Consider the following 19,314-nt stretch of genomic DNA (forward strand, 5'->3'; position numbering starts at 1 on the left):
TTCTGGCGACGAATGCGCCAAAAGGCAGCGCATCATACGCGGTTCGGCGGGGGAACGCACTGGAGGGTAGAGGGTTTTGTGGGCTTTGCGAGGGGTTTCTGCCTAATGGTGATGTGGTGCCGGTTCCGGCCCTTTCGCGGGCTCGCCCGCTCCCACAGGTACCGCGCAGCCCTCAGGACCTGTGATATCCCTGTGGGAGCGGGCGTGCCCGCGAAGAGGCCAGCACAGACAACAAAGGAATCAGGGCAGTGACTTGCCCTCTTCCTCCACCGAGTCCTCGGGCTCTTCCTCACGCAAATCATCAAAATCGGTCTTCAGCCCTTCTTCCATGGCATCCAGTTCCACCAGCAGGCTGCGGAAGCTGGTCTCCTCCTTCGGCTCGGCAACCTCTTCTTCTTCCCCAAGGCTGGCATCCGCCAACGCCTGCAAGTGGGCCGGCACCGGCGCATCGTCCGGGTCAAGCAGCGGCTCGGGCTCCATCTCCCGCAGCTCGGCCAAGGCCGGCAGCTCATCCAGGCTCTTGAGGTTGAAGTGGTCAAGAAACGCCTTGGTGGTGGCAAACATCGCTGGCCGCCCGGGCACTTCGCGGTAGCCGACCACACGGATCCACTCGCGCTCCATCAGGGTCTTGATGATGTTGCTGTTCACCGCCACGCCACGCACATCCTCGATTTCGCCCCGGGTGATGGGCTGGCGATAGGCGATCAGGGCCAGCGTCTCGAGCAGCGCACGTGAATAACGTTGCGGGCGCTCTTCCCACAGGCGCCCGACCCAAGGGGCATAGTCCTCGCGAATTTGCAGGCGGTAGCCGCTGGCCACCTCCTTCAACTCGAAAGCGCGGCCATTACACGACTTGCCCAGCACCTCCAGGGCCTGCTTGAACACCTTGGGCTCGGGGCGCTCGGCCTCTTCGAACAATTCGTACAGGCGCTCCAGGGATTGCGGCTTGCCCGAAGCCAGCAGAAAGGCTTCGATCAGCGACGCCAGGTCGCGGGGTTCATTCAGGTTCATCAGGTTCTTCAACAAGCGCCGGGCGGAGCCGCACGTGAATGGCGGCGAAAGGTTCATTCTGCACCAGTTCGATCAGCGATTCCTTCACCAGCTCGAGAATCGCCATGAAGGTCACCACCACACCCAACTTGCCCTCCTCGGCGGCGAACAGCTCGACGAACGGCACGAAACCGCCGCCTTTCAGGCGTTCCAGCACCTGGCTCATGCGCTCGCGGGTGGACAAGGTCTCGCGGGTGATCTGGTGGCTTTCGAACAGGTCGTTGCGGCGCATCACCTCGGCCATCGACACCAGCAGCTCTTCCAGGCTGACCTGGGGCAACAGCTTGCGCACCTTGGCCTGCGGCGCCTCCAAGCGCGGTACCACCACCTCGCGACCGACCCGTGGCAACTCATCGATACCTTCGGCGGCCGCCTTGAAGCGCTCGTATTCCTGCAGGCGGCGGATCAGTTCGGCGCGCGGGTCACCCTCCTCCTCCTCGACGTCGGCCGAGCGCGGCAGCAACATGCGCGACTTGATCTCGGCCAGCATGGCAGCCATCACCAGGTACTCGGCGGCCAGCTCCAGACGCACGCTCTTCATCAGCTCCACGTAGCCCATGTACTGGCGGGTGATTTCCGCTACCGGGATGTCGAGGATGTCGATGTTCTGCTTGCGGATCAGGTACAGCAACAGGTCCAGCGGGCCTTCGAAGGCTTCGAGGATGACTTCCAGGGCGTCCGGCGGGATGTACAGGTCCAGCGGCAGCTCGGTCAGGGCTTCGCCATAGACCAGGGCCAGTTGCAGCTGCCGAGGCGCCTCGGCCTGTTCGGCCGGTGCCTCGGGCGTTTCCACCTGGCTCACGCGTTGACCAGGAACGGAGTGGGGTCGCCGCAGCCTTCACGGACCAGCGCAGGCTCATCGCCAGTCAGATCGATGATGGTCGAAGCCTTGAGGTCGCCGTAGCCGCCATCGATGATCAGGTCGACATGGTGTTCCAGACGCTGACGTATCTCATAGGGGTCGGTCATCGGTTCTTCTTCGGGCGGCAAGATCAGGCTCACGCTCATGAGCGGCTCGCCCAACTCTTCCAGTAACGCCAGAACAATGGGGTTGGACGGTACGCGCAACCCGATGGTACGGCGCTTTTCATGCATCAAAAGCCGTGGCACTTCACGGGTGGCATTGAGGATGAACGTATAAGGCCCGGGAATATGCGCTTTGAGCAGGCGGAAGATGGACGTATCGATCTTGGCGAACAACCCCATTTGCGAAAGGTCGCAGCATAGCAAGGTGAAGTTGTGCTGCTTGTCCAGCTGGCGCAAGCGCCGGACCCTCTCGATGGCGCCCTTGTCGCCGATCTGGCAGCCGAGCGCGTATGCCGAGTCGGTCGGATACACCACCACGCCGCCCTTGCGGATAATCTCGACGGCCTGTTTGATCAGGCGCAACTGCGGATTCTCCGCATGAATCTGGAAAAATTGGCTCACGTAGTCGTCCTGTTCATACCGCCAAAGGCTGTTCATGGCTGAATCGGCGCCACAGAGGTGGCAGGTCCTCGGGCAAAGGCCGGTAGGCACCGATCTCGCCCCAGGTGCCGGGGCCGTGGAAGTCACTGCCGGCACTTGCCAGCAGGCCGAACTCACGGGTGAGGATGGACATCGTGCCCACCTGCTCGGCCGGCATCATTCCGTTGACCACTTCAAGTGCCTGCCCGCCTGCCTGAATATAGTCGGCAATCAGCCTTCTGCGCTTGCTGCGAGTCAGATCGTAGTGCATGGGGTGCGCCAGGCTCACCCAGGCATTGGACTGGCGCAGGGTGGCGACGGTTTCATCGAGGGTCGGCCAGTGCTGCTTGACGTCCCCCAGCTTGCCGGCACCCAGCCATTTGCGAAACGCCTCGCCGCGGTCCTTGACGTGCCCGGCACGTACCAGGTACTCGGCAAAATGCGGGCGCGCCGGGGCGTTGCCGCTATCGCCCAGCTCGTGCTGCACGGCGCGGGCGCCTTCGAGGGTACCGGGCATGCCCTTGGCCGCCAGCCGTTTGTCGATTTCTTCGGCGCGCAACCAGCGGCCACGGTGCAGCGCTTCGATCGCCGCCAGCAGGGGCGGTGCGTCGAGCGGGAAGTCGTAGCCCAGCACATGGATGGTCGCGCCACCCCACGTGCACGACAGCTCCACCCCGCTGACCCAGTGCATGCCCTTGTCGCGGCACGCCTGGCGCGCCTCGGGCAGGCCTTCGATGGTGTCATGGTCAGTCAGTGCCAGCGTTTGCACCCCATGCTCATGGGCCCGGGCGACCAGTGTCGAGGGCGACAAGGCGCCATCGGAGGCCGTGCTGTGACAGTGCAGATCAACATTCATGGAGGAGCGCTTTCGCTGGAATCGATGTTTGTTATTATGCCGTCACATCCCGATTCTGGCTGCCATTGTGAAACAATTCATCGATTTCATCCCGCTGCTGCTGTTCTTCATCGTCTACAAGCTCGACCCGCGCCCTATGGAAGTCGCCGGCCACAGCTTCGAATTCGGCGGTATCTACAGCGCCACGGCCATGCTGATCATCAGCTCGCTGGTAGTCTACGGCGCGCTGTTCCTGCGCCAGCGCAAGCTGGAAAAAGGCCAGTGGCTGACCCTGGTGGCCTGCCTGGTGTTCGGCGGCCTGACCCTGACCTTCCACAGCGAAACCTTCCTCAAGTGGAAGGCGCCGGTGGTGAACTGGCTGTTCGCCCTGGGCTTCGCCGGCAGCCACTTCGTCGGCGACCGGGTGCTGATCAAGCGCATCATGGGCCACGCCCTGAGCCTGCCCGATGCCATCTGGGCCCGCCTGAACCTGGCGTGGATCGGCTTCTTCCTGTTCTGCGGTGCGGCCAACCTGTTCGTCGCCTTCACCTTTCAGGACTTCTGGGTCGACTTCAAGGTGTTCGGCAGCCTGGGCATGACCGTGATATTCCTGGTGGCGCAGGGCGTGTACCTGTCGCGCCACCTGCACGACGACCCTTCTACCTCCAAACCCAAGGATTGACATGCTCTACGCCATCATCGCCAGCGACGTCGCAAACTCCCTGGAAAAGCGCCTGGCTGCCCGCCCGGCGCACATCGAACGCCTGCAGCAGCTGAAGGCCGAGGGCCGCGTGGTGCTGGCCGGCCCGCACCCGGCCATCGACAGCAACGATCCGGGCGAAGCGGGTTTCAGCGGTAGCCTGATCGTTGCCGAGTTCGAATCGCTGGCTGCGGCGCAGGCCTGGGCCGATGCCGACCCTTACATTGCGGCCGGTGTGTACGACAAGGTGGTGGTCAAGCCGTTCAAGCAAGTACTGCCTTGATTGAAACCGCGTGGCCTGCTTCGCGGGCTTGCCCGCTCCCACAGGTAACCCACAAAGCTCAGGATCTGTGGTGTTCCTGTGGGAGCGGGCGAGCCCGCGAAGCAGGCCACGCGGTCCCAGCAGTTATACTCAGGCCATCAGTCTGCGGTATCTTTGCCACTGGCGGGCCGAATAGCCGCCGTCAATGGTTGAATTGAGTGAGTCATGAGCGAGCTGTTACTGATTGATGATGACCAGGAGCTGTGCGAGCTGCTCGGCAGCTGGCTGACCCAGGAAGGGTTTACCGTGCGCGCCTGCCACGATGGCCAGAGTGCACGCCAGGCCCTGGCCACGCACGCTCCGGCGGCCGTGGTGCTGGACGTGATGCTGCCCGACGGCAGTGGCCTGGAACTGCTCAAGCAGTTGCGCAGCGAGCATGCCGAACTGCCGGTGCTGATGCTCTCGGCCCGCGGTGAGCCGCTGGACCGCATCCTCGGCCTGGAACTGGGCGCCGACGACTACCTGGCCAAACCCTGCGACCCGCGTGAACTCACCGCTCGCCTGCGTGCCGTGCTGCGCCGCAGCCACCCCACCGCCACCACCAGCCAGGTGGAACTGGGCGACCTGGTCTACAGCCCTGCTCGTGGCGTGGCCAGCATCGATGGCCGCGAAATGACCCTGACCCTCTCCGAAAGCCGCATTCTCGAAGCCCTGCTGCGCCAACCCGGCGAGCCGCTGGACAAGCAGGAACTGGCGCAGATCGGCCTGGGCCGCAAGCTGACCCTGTACGACCGCAGCCTGGACATGCACGTCAGCAACCTGCGCAAGAAGATCGGCCCCCACGCCGATGGCCGGCCACGCATCGTGGCCCTGCGTAGCCGCGGCTATTACTACTGCCTCTGAACATCTTTACCGAGCCTTTACCATCCGCTGACCGCGCTTGACGGTGATCTCCCTAGACTGTGCTCATCCGGTAACCACCGGCCTATGAAAGGAGAGACACCATGCGCAAGACCCTTATCGCCCTGATGTTCGCCGCCGCCCTGCCGACCGTGGCCATGGCCATGCCTGAAGGCGGCCCGCGCCACGACGGCCCGCATCATCGCGGTGATGCGCCTTTCCACCAACTGGACCTGAGCCGTGACCAGCGCCAGCAGATCGGCAAGCTGATGGGCGAGCAGATGAAACAGCGCCGCGACATCACCGAGCGCTACCTGTCCAAGCTGCCGGCCGCCGACCAGAAGGCGATGAAGGATGAACTGCAGGCCAACCGCGACAAGACCGACAGCGCGGTCCGTGCCCTGCTCAAGCCTGAGCAGCAGAAGAAGTTCGACGAGCTGCAGAAGGAACGTGCCGCACAGAAAGCCGAGTGGCAGGAGTTCCAGGCCTGGAAAGCTGAAAAAGGCAACAAGGCCCAGTAAGCTGTCCGCCCGATGCCCGGCCCGCCTCAGTGCGAGCCGGGCGTTTCTCGTTTGCAGGAGGTGCACTTGCGTTCACTGTTCTGGCGCATCCTGGCCAGTTTCTGGCTGGCCATCACCCTGGTTGCGGGCCTGTCGATCCTGCTGGGCCATATGCTCAACCAGGACGCCTGGATCCTCAGCCGCCACCCGGGCCTGAATACCCTGGCCAGCAAGTGGGCCAAGCATTACGAGCAGGAAGGCCTGGCTTCGGCACAGCACTTCCTGGAACGGCGCAAGGACCGCTACAAGATCGACGTGCAGGTGCTCGATGACAGTGGCGAAGCCGTGGTACCCGGGACCTTCCCGCGCCGCGCGGCGGCCTTCGAGGCACGCCAGCACAATGACCAGCGTCGCCTGCCGTGGCGCCGGCTGACCGAGGAGTACACCAGCCCCGACACCGGCGAGACCTACCTGCTGATCTACCGCATCCCCCACCCGGCGCTGGATGCCTGGCACCGCGAAAGCCTGTTGTGGCCGCTCAGTGCGCTGGGCATTGCTTTGGTGGTGCTGACCCTGTTCAGCCTGCTGGTGACCCTGTCCATCACCCGCCCGCTCAGCCGCCTGCGCAGCGCCGTGCATGACCTGGGCCAGACCACCTACCAGCAGAACAGCCTGGCGCAGCTGGCGGCGCGGCGTGACGAGTTCGGCGTGCTGGCCAAGGACTTCAACAAGATGGGTGCGCGCCTGCAAAGCACCATCGGCAGCCAGCGCCAGTTGCTGCGCGATGTGTCCCATGAACTGCGCTCACCACTGGCCAGGCTGCGTATCGCCCTGGCCTTGGCCGAGCGCGCCGAACCTGAGCAGCGGGAGGCCCTGTGGCCACGCCTGACCCGCGAATGCGACCGACTGGAAGACCTGATCAGCGAAATCCTCGCCCTGGCGCGGGTCGATGCCGAACAGGCCCACGCCGAGCCGGTCGACCTCAATGCCCTGCTCGGCAGCGTGCGCAAGGACGCCCAGCTAAGCGCACCGGAGCAGGACGTACGCCTGGAGGCGCAGCCGGGGTTGACCCTGCAGGGTTGGCCAACGCTGATCGAACGTGCCGTGGACAACCTGCTGCGCAACGCCCTGCGCTTCAACCCGCAGGGCCAGCCGATCGAAATCAGCGCCGTGCGCGAGCAGGAGCGTATCGTGTTGAGCGTGCGCGACCATGGGCCTGGGGCAGCGGCAGAGCACCTGGCGCAGTTGGGCGAGCCGTTCTTCCGTGCGCCGGGGCAGGACGCGCCGGGGCATGGGCTGGGGCTGGCGATTACACGCAAGGCGGCCGAGCGGCATGGTGGCAGCCTGGTGCTGGAGAACCATCCGCAGGGTGGATTTGTAGCTCGGCTGGAGTTGCCTGTGACTGAGGCAACCGGCAGTTGATAATGTAAAGGCCTCTGGCCTCTTCGCGGGTAAACCCGCTCCCACAGGTACTGTGCAAGGCCTGAAATTTGTGCCACACCTGTGGGAGCGGGTTTACCCGCGAAAGGGCCAGCAGCCCTGATAAAGCAATCAGCCCAAGGCTGCGTTACTCGCCCCAGGCACTGACGAAATCAGCGGTTTCCAGAATGGGCGCCGTACGCGGCTCGGTCAGCGGCGTGCCAACATACAGGTAACCGATCAGCTCCTCGTTCCCGGCCAGCCCCAAGCCCTTGTGCACGTGGGCATCGAAGGCCATGTCCCCGGTACGCCACACCGCACCGATACCTTGCGCATGCGCCGCAATCAGGATGCCGTGCGCCGCACAGCCCGCCGCCAGCCGCTGCTCGGATTTGGGCACCTTGAAGTGGTCCTGCAGCTTGGCAATCACCACGATCAGCAACGGCGCCCGCAGGGGCATGGCGCGGGCCTTGTCCAGGGCAGCCTGGCTGGCATCGCCCTTGTGTTGCAACGCTTCGGCGAACAGCTCACCCAGCTTCTCGCGGCCCTGGCCTTCGATGGTGAGGAACCGCCACGGCCGCAGCTGGCCGTGGTCCGGGGCGCGCAGGGCGGCCTGGAACAGCGCCTCGCGCTGGGCGGCATTGGGCGCCGGGTCGGTCAGGCGTGGCACGGAAACACGGTTGAGCAATGCGTCGAGAGCCTCCATCGGCTACCCTCCTGGCAGGTAAATGTGCGGCCATTCTAGCGTTTACATCACCAGACCCATAGGTAGAATGGCGCCCTTCCGTTTCGAGTCAGAGCAGATCACATGGCGTTGCCGACCTTAAGGATCATTGGTTTCATCATCGGCATCTTCCTGATTACCCTCGCCGTCAGCATGGCAGTGCCCATGGCGACCCTGGTGATCTTCGAACGCACCCGTGACATGCCGTCGTTCCTCTGGTCGAGCCTGATCACCTTCATCGCCGGCCTGACCCTGGTGCTCCAGGGTCGCCCCGAGCATGTGCACCTGCGCCCGCGCGACATGTACCTGCTGACCGTCAGCAGCTGGCTGGTGGTGTGCGTGTTCGCCGCCCTGCCGTTCCTGCTGACCCAGCACATCAGCTACACCGACGCCTTCTTCGAAAGCATGTCGGGTATTACCGCCACCGGTGCCACCGTGCTCAGCGGGCTCGATAACATGTCTCCAGGCATCCTGATGTGGCGTTCTATGCTGCACTGGCTCGGCGGCATCGGCTTCATCGGCATGGCGGTAGCGATCCTGCCGCTGCTGCGCATCGGTGGCATGCGCCTGTTCCAGACCGAATCGTCCGACCGCTCGGAAAAGGTCATGCCGCGCTCGCACATGGTCGCCAAGTCGATCGTGGGGGTATACGTCGGCTTCTCGATACTGGGCGCGCTGGGCTTCTGGTGGGCCGGCATGAGCCCTTTCGATGCGATCAACCACGCCATGTCGGCGATTTCCACTGGCGGTTTTTCCACCTCCGACCAGTCGCTGGCCAAGTGGGATATCCCGGCCGTGCACTGGGTCGCGGTGGTGGTGATGATCCTCGGCAGCCTGCCCTTCACCCTTTACGTGGCGACCCTGCGCGGCAACCGCAAGGCACTGATCCGCGACCAGCAGGTGCAGGGTTTGCTGGGCATGCTGGTGGCCACCTGGCTGGTGCTTGGCACCTGGTACTGGGCCACCACCAACCTGCACTGGCTCGACGCCCTGCGTCACGTGGCGCTGAACGTGACCTCGGTGGTCACCACCACCGGTTTCGCCCTGGGTGACTACAGCCTGTGGGGCAACTTCTCGCTGATGCTGTTCTTCTACCTGGGCTTCGTCGGCGGCTGCTCCGGCTCGACTGCAGGTGGCATCAAGATCTTCCGCTTCCAGGTCGCCTACATCCTGCTCAAGGCCAGCCTCAACCAGCTGATCCACCCACGCGCGGTGATCAAGCAGAAGTACAACGGCCACCGCCTCGACGAAGAAATCGTGCGTTCGATCCTGACCTTCTCGTTCTTCTTCGCCATCACCATCTGCGTCATGGCACTGCTGCTGTCGTTACTTGGCGTAGACTGGATGACCGCCCTGACCGGCGCTGCCGGCACGGTCTCGGGTGTAGGCCCGGGCCTCGGTGAAGTGATCGGCCCGTCGGGCAACTACGCCACGCTGCCGGACGCTGCCAAGTGGATTCTCGCCAGCGGCATGCTGCTCGGCCGCCTGGAAATCATCACGGTGCTAGTGTTGTGCATGCCGGCGTTCTGGCGCCACTGACCACCTCGGGCTCCGCGCCCAGACGCGCGCGGTACTCACCAGGCGTGGCATCGTACCAGCGGCGGAACGCCCGGTAGAAGTTGCTGGGGTCGGCAAAGCCTAGCAGGTAGGCGGTCTCCATCAGGGTCATGCCTGGCTGTGCCAGGTACTGTTCGGCCAGTTCGCGGCGGGTGTCATCGAGCAGGGTCTGGAAGCTGGTGCCTTCTTCCTGCAACCGCCGCTGCAAAGTGCGCTGCGACAGGTGCAGGGCCTGGGCCAGGGTTTCGCGCTTGGGCTCGCCCTGCGGCAGGATACGGCACAGCACCTGGCGCACGCGGTGGGTGACCCGGCTTTCCGAGAACCGCGCCAGGTATTCGCCGGCAAAGCGGTCATGCAGGATGGCCATGGCTTCATTGGCGGTAGGCAGCGGCGCCTCCATGTCGGCGCGCTCGAACACCAGCGCATCGTGCGGCGCACCAAACACCAGCGGCGAATGGAACGCCACCTTGTACGGCTCGATATTCTTTGGTTGCGGCCCCTGCACCAGCACCCGACGTGGTTGCACCTGCCGACCGCTGAGCCAACTGCACAGCGCCAGCGCGCAAGCCAGCGACGCTTCGGCACTGTGCCGGGTCGGCGGCAGATGGTCGCCGTGCACGGTCAGGATCAGCGAATAGCCTTCGGGGCCGAGGACAAAGCTGAGGTCAGAGCTTTCGGCGATGATGCGCTGGTAACGCACCAGGCGCTCGAAACCTTCGGCCAGGGTGCGGCTGGACATCAACGCATAACCCACCACATGGAACGACGCCGGGCGCACCACCCGCGCCATGTTCAGGCCAATGGCCTCGTTGCCCGACAGTTCCACCGCCAGTTGCCACAGCCGGGTCATGGAGTCCTGGGGGAAGCGCGCGTCGGGGTCGTCGAGCGCAGCGAAATCCAGCCCCAGCTGCTTGAACATGGCCCGGCAGTCCAGCCCTTCCAGTTCGAGTGCCTTCACGATCCCTGACGCCCAGCTCGCTGACGTGGTTCTTTCGCTCATGACAGGCATTTTATGCTGACCGCTCCTGCGGTGAACCCCACGGATATTCAATTGGCGCCTATTGTCACTGATAGGCCTCGCCAGTCACTCTAGACTCGAATCAGGCTCCACGCCGTGCATATTGTCCAGAAGTATTAATACCGGAGCACTGCCATGAACCGCACAGCGCAGTTTCGCAGTTTTGCCGAGTTCTACCCTTATTACCTGGGGGAGCACAGCAACCCCACCTGTCGCCGCCTGCACTTTGTCGGCACCAGCCTGGTGATTGCCCTGCTGGCCTATACCATTGGCAGTGGCAAATGGTTGCTGCTACTGGCCTTGCCGGTGTTCGGCTACGGCTTTGCCTGGGTCGGGCATTTCTTTTTCGAAAAGAACCGGCCAGCGACCTTTACCCATCCGCTGTACAGCCTGATCGGGGATTTCGTGATGTTTCGGGATATCCTGCTGGGCAAGATCAGCCTGTAGATTTTTTGGGGCCGCTTTGCGGCCCCCAGGGCCCTCAAGCCCTACGCCGGTTCGCGCACCGCCACTGCTGACTGCGCCTGTGCCAGCCGATAAAGCTCGATCGTGCCATCCCAATGCTCGATCAGCGCCGTGCACGACTCCACCCAATCCCCGCAGTTGAGGTACTCCACCTCCCCCACCTGGCGAATCTCGGCATGATGGATATGCCCACACACCACGCCGTGAAAACCACGGCGGGTGCACTCATGGGCAATGGCATCCTCGAAGTCGCTGATGAAGTTCACCGCGCCTTTGACCTTGTGCTTCAGGTACGCCGACAGTGACCAATAGCCGTATCCATAGCGGGCACGCCAGTGGTTGAGCCAGCGGTTGAGCACCAGGGTGAACTCGTAGGCACGATCACCGAGAAACGCCAGCCAGCGGTGGTAACGGGTAATCACGTCGAACTGGTCGCCATGGATCACCAGCAGGCGGCGGCCATCGGCGGTGAGGTGCTCGGCCTCGTCCACCAGCTGGATGTTGCCGAGGATCAGCCTGGAGTAACGGCGCAGGAATTCGTCATGGTTGCCGGTGACGTAGATCACCTCGGTGCCCCGCTTGCTCATGGTCAGCAACCGGCGGATCACGTTGGTGTGGGCTTGTGGCCAGTAGATACCGCCGCGCAGCTTCCAGCCATCGATGATATCGCCCACCAGGTAGATGCGGTCGGCCTGGTAGCCCTTGAGGAACTGCGACAGGTGTTCGGCCTGGCAGTCGCGGGTACCCAGATGCACATCGGAAATCCACAGGGTACGCACGCGTTGCTTGCGCGAGGGACGGGACAGTTCGGCATGGGTCATGGGCAGGCTCCGGCGCAGTTTGCTGGAGACTGGCAGGCGCGGATGACAGCGCAGTGGCAAAACCGTTACGAGTGATGGGTTGCAGGGAATGAGGCACAATGCGCTTCTGCCCTGCGAGGACGACGCTACCCATGACCGCCGGCCCGATCCTCTCGCTGCGCCACTACCGCGACAGCCTGATCGCCCACCGCCACGAACACCCGCAACTGGTGTTCGGCCTGCGCGGCCGCCTGGAGTTCGAGGTGCAGGGGCATGGCGCCGAGATCGATCGGCAGGGGCTGATCGTGGTACCGGCGGGTGCCCATCACACCTGCGCCAGCGATGGCGGTAGCGATTGCCTGGTGCTGGATGTGCCCGGGGACCACTGGTTGCGCGAGCAACTGGGCGAACATGCCGATGCCAGCCGCCGCCTGCTCGACCGCCCCGGTGCCCTGGGCCTGGATGAGCACCAGCAGCAGCTGGTGGACTGGCTGGCAGCCAGTCCCATGCACGACCCACTGATTGCCCGGCAAGGGGCAGCGCTGCTGCTGGCCAGCCTCAACCCCACGGCGGCCGCCAGCGTCAGCGCCAGCCAGCGCCTGCCCTATGCCGCCTTCGATGCGCATATCGAGCAGCAGGCCGCCTACCCGCTGCAAGTGGCTGACCTGGCGCGCATCGCCGGGTTGTCCAGTGCCCGCCTGCATGCGCGCTTTACTGCGGAGTGCGGAATGACGCCGATGGACTACATTCGCCAGCGGCGCTTGCTCAAGGCGCGGCGCCTGGTGGTGCAGACCTTGCTGCCGATGGGCGAGATTGCGGCGCAGGTGGGGTACAGCTCGCAGAGTGCGTTTTCGGCGGCGATGTTGCGGGCGTTCGGGTGTACGCCGTTGGCATTGCGGCGAGAGTCTGGCGACAATTGACGCCAGTCTTGCGACAGAACGCGTTTGCCTGTGCCTGTACACTTTGCCTGTGCCGGCCCTTTCGCGGGTAAACCCGCTCCCACAGGTACTGCACCGCTTTCAAAGCCTGTGCAGTACCTGTGGGAGCGGGTTTACCCGCGAAAGGGCCGGCACAGCCAGTAGAGATCTTGAGCAAGGACCACCCATGAACCACCGCACCGCCCTCGGGGCCCTGCATATCGGCGCGCTGTTCTTCGGCCTCACCGGCGTCTTCGGCAAATTGGCTACCAGCGCCAGCCCGGCGATAATCGTCTTCGGCCGCGCCGCCTTTGCCGTGCTCGCCCTGGCCCTGTTCGCCAGCCTGACCGGGCCGGGCTGGCAACGCCTGAGCGGCCAGGACGCCCGCCGCCTGCTGCTCGGCGGAGTGCTGCTGGCCGGCCACTGGGTCAGCTTCTTCATCGCGGTAAAGGTTGCCGGCGTGGCCATCGCCACCCTCGGCTTCGCCAGCTTCCCGGCCTTTACCGTGATCCTCGAAGGCCTGCTGTTCCGCGAGCGCATCCGCCGCAACGAGGCTTTGCTGGTATTGCTGGTCAGCATTGGCCTGGTGCTGGTCACACCGGCATTCGACCTGGCCAGTGAAGCCACCGGCGGCCTGCTCTGGTCATTGCTGTCGGGGCTGCTGTTCTCCCTGTTGTCACTCACCAACCGCGCCGGCTCCGGCCGCCTGCCCGCAGTGCAGGCAGCGCTGTGGCAGAACCTGGTGGTGGGCTTGTGCCTGCTGCCGTTCGCAGCACCGGACCTGGCCGGCGTAGCCACCATGGACTGGCTGTGGATCGCCCTGCTCGGCATCTTCTGCACCGGCGTGGCACACAGCCTGTTCGTCGCCAGCCTGTCGGTGATCAAGGCGCGCACCGCCGCCGTGGTGTTCGCCATGGAACCGGTCTACGGCATAGCCGTGGCCTGGGTGGTGTTCGCCGAAACCCCGACCCTGCGCATGCTGCTGGGCGGCGCGCTGATCATCTTCGCCATCGTGCTGTCCAGCCGCCTGGCCGCCGAGCAACCGCCCAGGCAGCGGCCAGTGGCCGAGGGCGTCTGATTCAACGATCGTTGTGGCCCAGGTCACGTTGCGGGTCGATCTGGTCACGTACGCGCTGCTTCAGCACCTTGGCCTCGGGGAAGCCACCGTCGGCCTTGCGCTCCCAGATCTGCACGCCATTGCAGGTGATACGGAAGATACCGCCGGTGCCAGGCTCCAGGGCCACTCGGCCAAGGTCGTCGGCGAAGGTGCTGAGCAGTTCCTGGGCCAGCCAGGCGGCACGCAGCAGCCATTGGCACTGGGTGCAATATGTGATGACGATTTCCGGTTTGCTGTCGGCCATGGTGAGGCATCTCCAGGTGAGGGGCCGCTTATACTAGCGGTCTTTAGCCCACGGTTTGAGACTCACGATGCGCCGTTTGCTGTTCTGTTTCCTGCTCACCCTCACCTCCTTCACGGCATTCGCCGCCGAACCGGCCAGGCCCAAGGTTGGCCTGGTGCTGTCAGGTGGCGCAGCCCGTGGCCTGGCCCACATCGGTGTGCTCAAGGCCTTGGAGGAACAAGGTGTGCGCATCGACGCCATCGCCGGCACCAGCATGGGCGCGGTGGTCGGCGGCCTGTACGCCTCGGGCTACAGTGTCGAAGAGCTGGAAAAGCTCGCCACCACCCTCGACTGGCAACAGGCGCTGTCTGATGCCCCGCCGCGCAAGGATGTGCCGTTCCGGCGCAAGCAGGATGACCGCGACTTCCTGGTCAAGCAGAAGCTCAGCTTTCGCGACGACGGCAGCCTGGGCCTGCCACTGGGGGTGATCCAGGGCCAGAACCTGGCGCTGCTGCTGGAAAGCAAGCTGGCGCACACCGCCGACACCCGTGACTTCGACAAGCTGCCCATCCCCTTCCGTGCAGTGGCCACCGACATCGCCAGTGGCGAAAAGGTAGTGTTCCGCCGTGGCCACCTGCCCCAGGTGATCCGCGCCAGCATGTCGATCCCGGCGGTGTTCGCCCCGGTGGAACTGGACGGCCGGTTGCTGGTAGACGGCGGCATGGTCGACAACATCCCGGTGGACGTCGCCCGCGAAATGGGTGTGGACCTGGCCATCGTGGTCGACATCGGCACCCCGCTGCGTGACCGCAAGCAGCTGACCACGGTGGTGGATGTGCTCAACCAGTCGATCACCCTGATGACCCGGCGCAACTCGGAAGAACAACTGGCCAGCCTGCACCGCGATGACATCCTCATCCAGCCGCCGCTGACCGCCTTCGGCGTCACCGATTTTGGCCGCGCCCGGGAAATGATCGAGGCCGGCTACCGCGCCACCCGCCTGCTCGACCCACGCCTGCTCGCCCTGCGCCAGCCCGAAGGCGACAGCAGCCTGGCCGTGGCCCGTTCGCCACGCCAGCGCACGCCGACGATTACTGCGATCAGGATCGAGAACGACTCCAAGGTCAGCGACGACGTTATCCGCTCGTACATCCGCCAGCCCATCGATGCCCCGCTGGAACTGGACCGCCTGCAGACCGACATGGGCACGCTGTATGGCCTGGACTACTTCGACCGGGTGCAGTACCGCGTGGTGCACAAGGGTGACGACAACACCCTGGTGATCAACGCCCGTGGCCGCCGCGGTGGCACCGACTACCTGCGCCTGGGCTTGAACCTGTCGGATGACCTGCGCGGCGACAGCGCCTTCAACCTGGGCGCCAGCTACCGGGTCAACGGCATCAACAGCCTCGGCGCCGAATGGCTGACCCGTGGCCAGATCGGCGACCAGCAGGAGCTCTACAGCGAGTTCTACCAGCCGCTGGACGTGGGCTCACGCTATTTCATCGCGCCGTATCTGGCCTTCAGCTCGCAGAACATCGAAGCCACCCTGGACAACGACCCCGTCGCCGAGTACCGCCTGGAACGTTACGGCTTTGGCCTGAACGTGGGGCGGCAGATCGGCACCAACGGTGAAGTGCGCCTGGGCGTGGGCAAGGCCTGGGGCGAAGCCGAGGTGCGCATCGGCGACCAGGACCTGCCCAAGGTCAGTTTCAACGAAGGTTTCTACGAGCTGAAGTACTCGTTCGACACCCTCGACAATGTGTACTTCCCGCACCGCGGCGAGGATATCGGCCTGACCTTGCGCAAGTATGACCACTCGCTGGATTCCGACCAGGACTACCGGCAGTGGATGTTCAACCTGGACAAGGCCATCAGCAGCGGGCCGAACACCTTCGTACTGGGCGGGCGCTACGGGCGCACGCTGGATGAGACCGAAGTGGTGACATCGAGCTTCGTGCTAGGCGGGGCGCGGGAGCTGTCAGGCTTCCGCCAGGACTCGGTGTCGGGGCAGAACGTGAGTCTGATGCGCATGGTCTACTACCGCCGCCTGACGCCACGAGCCTACGTGCCGCTGGACTTCCCGCTGTACATCGGCGGGTCGCTGGAGCGTGGGCGGGCGTGGAACAACGATAACGAGTTCGACAGTGGCTACATCAATGCGGCGAGCATCTTCCTGGGGCTGGAGACGCCGCTGGGGCCATTGAACCTGAGTTACGGGGCCAACGGTGCGCATGAGCAGGCGGTGTACCTGAACCTGGGGCATACCTTCTAGGGCCTGCACTGAACCTGTAGGAGCAGCCTTGTGCTGCGAAGAGGCAGGTTTGACAGAAGATGTTCTGTGCCTGGAATGACCTCTTCGCAGCACAAGGCTGCTCCTACAATGATCGCGGGTGCAGGTTGATCAGGATTTCTCGAGGTTGGCCAGGATCTTGGCATGCACCCGCATGCACACCTGCAGTTCCGCCTCGTCCACCCCGGTGAACAGCTCCACCCGCAGTTGATTGGCAATGGTTTCGATCTGGTCGATCAGCGGCTTGGCCGGCGGGCACAGCACAATCTTCTTCGCCCGCCGGTCTTCCAGCACCGCCTGGCGGCGTACCAGCCCCTGCGCTTCCAGGCTGTCGAGCAGGCGCGCCAGGGTCGGGCCTTCGACACCCACGCTCTGGGCCAGCTCGCGCTGGGTCGGGGCATCTTCGAAACGGGCCAGGTGCAGCAACACCAGCCAGCGCGCCTGGGACAGGTTGAGCCCGGCCAGGCGGCGGTCCAGTTCGGCACGCCAACCCCGGGACATCTGGGCCAGCTGCATGCCGAAGCGGTGTTGGTTGTCGGTCAGGGGCATAAGCAACTCATTGAACAGATCTAATTATTAGGCAGCTAACCATGGCCCGTCCCACGAGGCAAGGCTCGGGCACCCTGGAATGTTCGATAATCGTCAAAAAACATGACGAAGGTCAGCAGATGGCAGTTCGGCCCTCGATCCTGTCGCCACTCACAGTTCGAACTCGGCCGCCAGCGCCGCACGCACGCAGTACAGCACGCCCTCCGGCACCCGGGCCCCGAACAGCGGCGCAATCGCCGACACCGGCGGCAGCTCGCCCTCGCCATCGAGGAAGGCATCCTGCACTTCCATCAACAGGTCTTCCGGCAGGTCCAGGGCCTGCTCCAGGCTCAGCTCCTGGCGGCCCAGCGCCTCGGCCAGCAAACTGTAGACGTTCTTCTCGCTGCAGTTGAGCTGCCCGGCGATCTGCGCCGGGGTCATGCCGGCGCGGGCCAGGCTGACCAGTTCGTGGCGCAGGTCCAGCACCACTTTCGGCGCCTCGTCGGTGCCGCCGCTGTTGTTAAGTACCTCGAGGAAGGCCTGGCCATAACGCTCCAGCTTGCGCGCGCCCACGCCGCTGACCTGGGCCATGTCGCTGAGGCTGACCGGCTGGCTGCGCAGCATTTCCAGCAGCGTCGAGTCGGGGAAGATGACATAGGGCGGCACACTGTGCTCTTCGGCCAATTTGCGCCGAAGGGTGCGCAGTGCTTCCCACAGCTCGCGCTCTTCGGCACGCACCAGCTGGCTGGCCGGGCTGCCGCCACTGGAGGACGAGGTCTTGGCGGTGGTCTGCGGCTTGAGGTCACGGCGCAACTGCAAGGTCACCTCGCCACGCAGCAGCGGCCGGCAACTGTCGGACAGGCGCAGGCCGCCATAGCCCTCCAGGTCGATGTCGACCAGGCCGCGCGCCACCAGCTGGCGGAACAGCGAACGCCACTCGACCTCGGCCAGGCCCTTGCCGACGCCAAACACCGAGAGCTTCTCGTGGCCGAAATTGCGCACCTTGTCGGTGTCCTTGCCCAGCAGCACATCGACCAGGTGACCGACGCCGTAGCGCTGGCCGGTGCGGAACACCGCCGACAGCGCCTGGCGGGCCGGCTCGGTGGCGTCCCAGGTCTGCACCTGGTCGACACAGTTGTCGCAGTGCCCGCACGGTTGCTCGAGGGTTTCGTCGAAATAGGCCAGCAGCGACTGGCGGCGGCAGCGGGTTTCTTCGCACAGGGCCAGCATGGCGTCGAGCTTGTGCTGCTCGATGCGCTTGTGGCGCTCGTCACCTTCAGAGTTCTGCAGCATCTGCTTGAGCATCACCATGTCCTGCAGCCCGTAGGCCATCCAGGCATCGGACGGCAGCCCGTCACGGCCGGCACGGCCGGTCTCCTGGTAGTACGCCTCGAGCGACTTGGGCAGGTCAAGGTGGGCGACGAAGCGCACGTTGGGCTTGTCGATACCCATGCCGAAGGCGATGGTGGCAACCATGATCAGCCCTTCCTCGTTGAGGAAGCGGTGCTGGTTGGCCGCACGTGTCTCGGCAGCCAGGCCGGCGTGATACGGCAGCGCCGGGAAGCCCTGGTCACAGAGGAAGGCGGCGGTTTCGTCGACCTTCTTGCGTGACAGGCAATAGACGATGCCGGCGTTGCCGCGGCGCTCGCCGAGGAAGGCCATCAGCTGCTTGCGCGGCGCCTCCTTGGGCACGATGCGGTAGAAGATGTTGGGCCGGTCGAAACTCGACAGGAAGCGCTCGGCGCCTTGCAGGTGCAGGCGCTGGACGATCTCTTCGCGGGTGCGCATGTCCGCGGTGGCGGTCAGCGCGATGCGCGGCACATGCGGGAACAGCTCGGCCAGCTGGCCCAGTTGCAGGTATTCGGGGCGGAAATCGTGGCCCCATTGCGACACGCAGTGGGCCTCGTCGATGGCGAACAGCGAAATATCCAGGTCGCGCAGGAAGTCGAGCATGCGCGGCTGCACCAGGCGCTCCGGCGCCAGGTACAGCATCTTCACTTCGCCACGGCGCAGGCGCCCGGCCAGGTCACGCTGCTGCTCCGGCGTCAGCGTGGAGTTCAGCGCGGCAGCCGGCACACCGAGTTCGTCGAGCGTGGCGACCTGGTCGTCCATCAACGCGATCAGTGGCGAAACCACCACCGTCAGGCCTGGGCGCAACAGCCCCGGCACCTGGAAACACAACGACTTGCCGCCGCCAGTGGGCATCAGCACCAGGGCATCGCCGCCATTGGCCACGCAGTCGATGATCGCTGCCTGGCGCCCGCGGAAACTGTCGTAGCCGAAGACGTCCTTGAGAACGCGCTGAGCCTGTTCGAGCATGTGCAACTCCACAAATCGCCGTACCATCCTGGATACAGGCTGGACGAAAAACCCGCCCCGCACACGCCAAATGCGTAAGCGGTTTTTGCCAGGCAGCCGGCAAAACCTGCCCCTGGATGAAAAATCGCGGAGTATACCGCAGCACCGCCCCGCGCAGGGCACCACGGCGATAGACGTTCCCTTTGCCCCGCCGCCGTCGCAAGGTGCTAGAATTCGGTATCGTTTATTCCCCAAGGTAGCC

Annotated in this window: 20 protein-coding genes; 10 read left to right on the forward strand and 10 right to left on the reverse strand. The window is 64.5% G+C overall.

Annotation, left to right across the window (positions count from 1 at the left end; translation table 11 throughout):
- Positions 1–240: 240 nt before the first annotated feature.
- The 4 genes from scpB to A4C63_RS12420 all read right to left on the reverse strand — a co-directional run bounded on the left by scpB (position 241) and on the right by A4C63_RS12420 (position 3,352).
- Positions 241–1,011 (reverse strand): SMC-Scp complex subunit ScpB, encoded by a 771-nt coding sequence (scpB, locus tag A4C63_RS12405; protein ID WP_063912897.1) that lies wholly within the window; start codon positions 1,009–1,011, stop codon positions 241–243.
- On the reverse strand, positions 998–1,723 hold the full coding sequence (locus tag A4C63_RS12410; RefSeq protein ID WP_162276787.1) for a ScpA family protein: 726 nt from the start codon (positions 1,721–1,723) through the stop codon (positions 998–1,000). The genes scpB and A4C63_RS12410 overlap by 14 nt, the downstream gene beginning before the upstream one ends.
- A gap of 125 nt (positions 1,724–1,848) precedes the next feature.
- Complete coding sequence (locus A4C63_RS12415) at positions 1,849–2,478, reverse strand: L-threonylcarbamoyladenylate synthase (protein ID WP_063913083.1); 630 nt, start codon at positions 2,476–2,478, stop codon at positions 1,849–1,851.
- Between the two features lie 13 nt (positions 2,479–2,491).
- Positions 2,492–3,352: a PHP domain-containing protein gene (locus A4C63_RS12420; RefSeq protein WP_063912899.1), complete on the reverse strand. Its 861-nt coding sequence runs from the start codon at positions 3,350–3,352 to the stop codon at positions 2,492–2,494.
- A 67-nt stretch (positions 3,353–3,419) separates the two neighbouring features.
- Between A4C63_RS12420 and A4C63_RS12425 the strand changes: the two genes are divergently transcribed.
- The 5 genes from A4C63_RS12425 to A4C63_RS12445 all read left to right on the forward strand — a co-directional run bounded on the left by A4C63_RS12425 (position 3,420) and on the right by A4C63_RS12445 (position 7,115).
- On the forward strand, positions 3,420–4,013 hold the full coding sequence (locus tag A4C63_RS12425) for a septation protein A (RefSeq protein ID WP_063912900.1): 594 nt from the start codon (positions 3,420–3,422) through the stop codon (positions 4,011–4,013).
- A 1-nt stretch (position 4,014) separates the two neighbouring features.
- A complete protein-coding gene (locus A4C63_RS12430; RefSeq protein ID WP_012273585.1) occupies positions 4,015–4,314 on the forward strand; it encodes a YciI family protein in 300 nt (99 codons plus the stop codon).
- 204 nt (positions 4,315–4,518) lie between these two features.
- Positions 4,519–5,196 carry a response regulator transcription factor gene (locus A4C63_RS12435; protein WP_025340136.1) on the forward strand — a complete coding sequence of 226 codons (678 nt, stop codon included), beginning with the start codon at positions 4,519–4,521 and terminating at the stop codon, positions 5,194–5,196.
- Between the two features lie 101 nt (positions 5,197–5,297).
- Positions 5,298–5,714 carry a Spy/CpxP family protein refolding chaperone gene (locus tag A4C63_RS12440; protein WP_025340137.1) on the forward strand — a complete coding sequence of 139 codons (417 nt, stop codon included), beginning with the start codon at positions 5,298–5,300 and terminating at the stop codon, positions 5,712–5,714.
- A 60-nt stretch (positions 5,715–5,774) separates the two neighbouring features.
- Positions 5,775–7,115 carry a HAMP domain-containing sensor histidine kinase gene (locus A4C63_RS12445; RefSeq protein ID WP_063912901.1) on the forward strand — a complete coding sequence of 447 codons (1,341 nt, stop codon included), beginning with the start codon at positions 5,775–5,777 and terminating at the stop codon, positions 7,113–7,115.
- Positions 7,116–7,260: 145 nt separating this feature from the next.
- Here the strand turns inward: A4C63_RS12445 and A4C63_RS12450 are convergent, their stop codons facing one another.
- Positions 7,261–7,818: a nitroreductase family protein gene (locus tag A4C63_RS12450; protein WP_063912902.1), complete on the reverse strand. Its 558-nt coding sequence runs from the start codon at positions 7,816–7,818 to the stop codon at positions 7,261–7,263.
- Between the two features lie 102 nt (positions 7,819–7,920).
- Between A4C63_RS12450 and A4C63_RS12455 the strand changes: the two genes are divergently transcribed.
- Positions 7,921–9,375: a TrkH family potassium uptake protein gene (locus A4C63_RS12455; RefSeq protein WP_063912903.1), complete on the forward strand. Its 1,455-nt coding sequence runs from the start codon at positions 7,921–7,923 to the stop codon at positions 9,373–9,375.
- On the opposite strand, the gene A4C63_RS12460 is transcribed toward A4C63_RS12455, so the two are convergent.
- Complete coding sequence (locus A4C63_RS12460) at positions 9,332–10,393, reverse strand: AraC family transcriptional regulator (protein ID WP_063912904.1); 1,062 nt, start codon at positions 10,391–10,393, stop codon at positions 9,332–9,334. The two genes, A4C63_RS12455 and A4C63_RS12460, sit on opposite strands and share 44 nt — an antisense overlap.
- 153 nt (positions 10,394–10,546) lie before the next feature.
- Between A4C63_RS12460 and A4C63_RS12465 the strand changes: the two genes are divergently transcribed.
- Positions 10,547–10,858 carry a DUF962 domain-containing protein gene (locus A4C63_RS12465; protein ID WP_015271286.1) on the forward strand — a complete coding sequence of 104 codons (312 nt, stop codon included), beginning with the start codon at positions 10,547–10,549 and terminating at the stop codon, positions 10,856–10,858.
- A gap of 41 nt (positions 10,859–10,899) precedes the next feature.
- Here the strand turns inward: A4C63_RS12465 and A4C63_RS12470 are convergent, their stop codons facing one another.
- Positions 10,900–11,697, reverse strand: coding sequence for a UDP-2,3-diacylglucosamine diphosphatase (locus A4C63_RS12470; RefSeq protein ID WP_063912905.1), 798 nt, complete (start codon positions 11,695–11,697; stop codon positions 10,900–10,902).
- A 131-nt stretch (positions 11,698–11,828) separates the two neighbouring features.
- On the opposite strand from A4C63_RS12470, the gene A4C63_RS12475 reads away from it, so the two are divergent.
- Both A4C63_RS12475 and A4C63_RS12480 read left to right on the forward strand, forming a co-directional pair.
- Entirely contained in the window at positions 11,829–12,596 is a 768-nt protein-coding gene (locus A4C63_RS12475; protein ID WP_063912906.1) for an AraC family transcriptional regulator, read from the forward strand.
- Between the two features lie 184 nt (positions 12,597–12,780).
- Complete coding sequence (locus A4C63_RS12480; protein ID WP_063912907.1) at positions 12,781–13,671, forward strand: DMT family transporter; 891 nt, start codon at positions 12,781–12,783, stop codon at positions 13,669–13,671.
- Between the two features lies 1 nt (position 13,672).
- Here A4C63_RS12480 and A4C63_RS12485 read toward each other — a convergent pair whose 3' ends face one another.
- Positions 13,673–13,954 carry a SelT/SelW/SelH family protein gene (locus A4C63_RS12485; protein ID WP_003259082.1) on the reverse strand — a complete coding sequence of 94 codons (282 nt, stop codon included), beginning with the start codon at positions 13,952–13,954 and terminating at the stop codon, positions 13,673–13,675.
- A gap of 67 nt (positions 13,955–14,021) precedes the next feature.
- Between A4C63_RS12485 and A4C63_RS12490 the strand changes: the two genes are divergently transcribed.
- Positions 14,022–16,208: a patatin-like phospholipase family protein gene (locus A4C63_RS12490; RefSeq protein WP_063912908.1), complete on the forward strand. Its 2,187-nt coding sequence runs from the start codon at positions 14,022–14,024 to the stop codon at positions 16,206–16,208.
- Positions 16,209–16,337: 129 nt separating this feature from the next.
- Here the strand turns inward: A4C63_RS12490 and A4C63_RS12495 are convergent, their stop codons facing one another.
- Together A4C63_RS12495 and recQ are read right to left on the reverse strand one after the other, a co-directional pair.
- On the reverse strand, positions 16,338–16,775 hold the full coding sequence (locus tag A4C63_RS12495) for a MarR family transcriptional regulator (protein WP_046614656.1): 438 nt from the start codon (positions 16,773–16,775) through the stop codon (positions 16,338–16,340).
- Positions 16,776–16,925: 150 nt separating this feature from the next.
- Positions 16,926–19,073, reverse strand: coding sequence for a DNA helicase RecQ (gene recQ, locus A4C63_RS12500; protein ID WP_063912909.1), 2,148 nt, complete (start codon positions 19,071–19,073; stop codon positions 16,926–16,928).
- Positions 19,074–19,314 lie beyond the last annotated feature (241 nt).

It is taken from the genome of Pseudomonas sp. p21 (assembly GCF_001642705.1).
Classification (GTDB): Bacteria; Pseudomonadota; Gammaproteobacteria; order Pseudomonadales; family Pseudomonadaceae; genus Aquipseudomonas.

Coding starts and splice junctions, on each gene's coding strand:
- A4C63_RS12495 (WP_046614656.1), bottom strand. CDS start 16,775: ATGCCCCTGACCGACAACCAACACCGCTTCGGCATGCAGCTGGCCCAG.
- scpB (WP_063912897.1), bottom strand. CDS start 1,011: ATGAACCTGAATGAACCCCGCGACCTGGCGTCGCTGATCGAAGCCTTT.
- recQ (WP_063912909.1), bottom strand. CDS start 19,073: ATGCTCGAACAGGCTCAGCGCGTTCTCAAGGACGTCTTCGGCTACGAC.
- A4C63_RS12485 (WP_003259082.1), bottom strand. CDS start 13,954: ATGGCCGACAGCAAACCGGAAATCGTCATCACATATTGCACCCAGTGC.
- A4C63_RS12420 (WP_063912899.1), bottom strand. CDS start 3,352: ATGAATGTTGATCTGCACTGTCACAGCACGGCCTCCGATGGCGCCTTG.
- A4C63_RS12435 (WP_025340136.1), top strand. CDS start 4,519: ATGAGCGAGCTGTTACTGATTGATGATGACCAGGAGCTGTGCGAGCTG.
- A4C63_RS12455 (WP_063912903.1), top strand. CDS start 7,921: ATGGCGTTGCCGACCTTAAGGATCATTGGTTTCATCATCGGCATCTTC.
- A4C63_RS12475 (WP_063912906.1), top strand. CDS start 11,829: ATGACCGCCGGCCCGATCCTCTCGCTGCGCCACTACCGCGACAGCCTG.
- A4C63_RS12450 (WP_063912902.1), bottom strand. CDS start 7,818: ATGGAGGCTCTCGACGCATTGCTCAACCGTGTTTCCGTGCCACGCCTG.
- A4C63_RS12460 (WP_063912904.1), bottom strand. CDS start 10,393: ATGAGCGAAAGAACCACGTCAGCGAGCTGGGCGTCAGGGATCGTGAAG.
- A4C63_RS12470 (WP_063912905.1), bottom strand. CDS start 11,697: ATGACCCATGCCGAACTGTCCCGTCCCTCGCGCAAGCAACGCGTGCGT.
- A4C63_RS12440 (WP_025340137.1), top strand. CDS start 5,298: ATGCGCAAGACCCTTATCGCCCTGATGTTCGCCGCCGCCCTGCCGACC.
- A4C63_RS12465 (WP_015271286.1), top strand. CDS start 10,547: ATGAACCGCACAGCGCAGTTTCGCAGTTTTGCCGAGTTCTACCCTTAT.
- A4C63_RS12490 (WP_063912908.1), top strand. CDS start 14,022: ATGCGCCGTTTGCTGTTCTGTTTCCTGCTCACCCTCACCTCCTTCACG.
- A4C63_RS12430 (WP_012273585.1), top strand. CDS start 4,015: ATGCTCTACGCCATCATCGCCAGCGACGTCGCAAACTCCCTGGAAAAG.
- A4C63_RS12480 (WP_063912907.1), top strand. CDS start 12,781: ATGAACCACCGCACCGCCCTCGGGGCCCTGCATATCGGCGCGCTGTTC.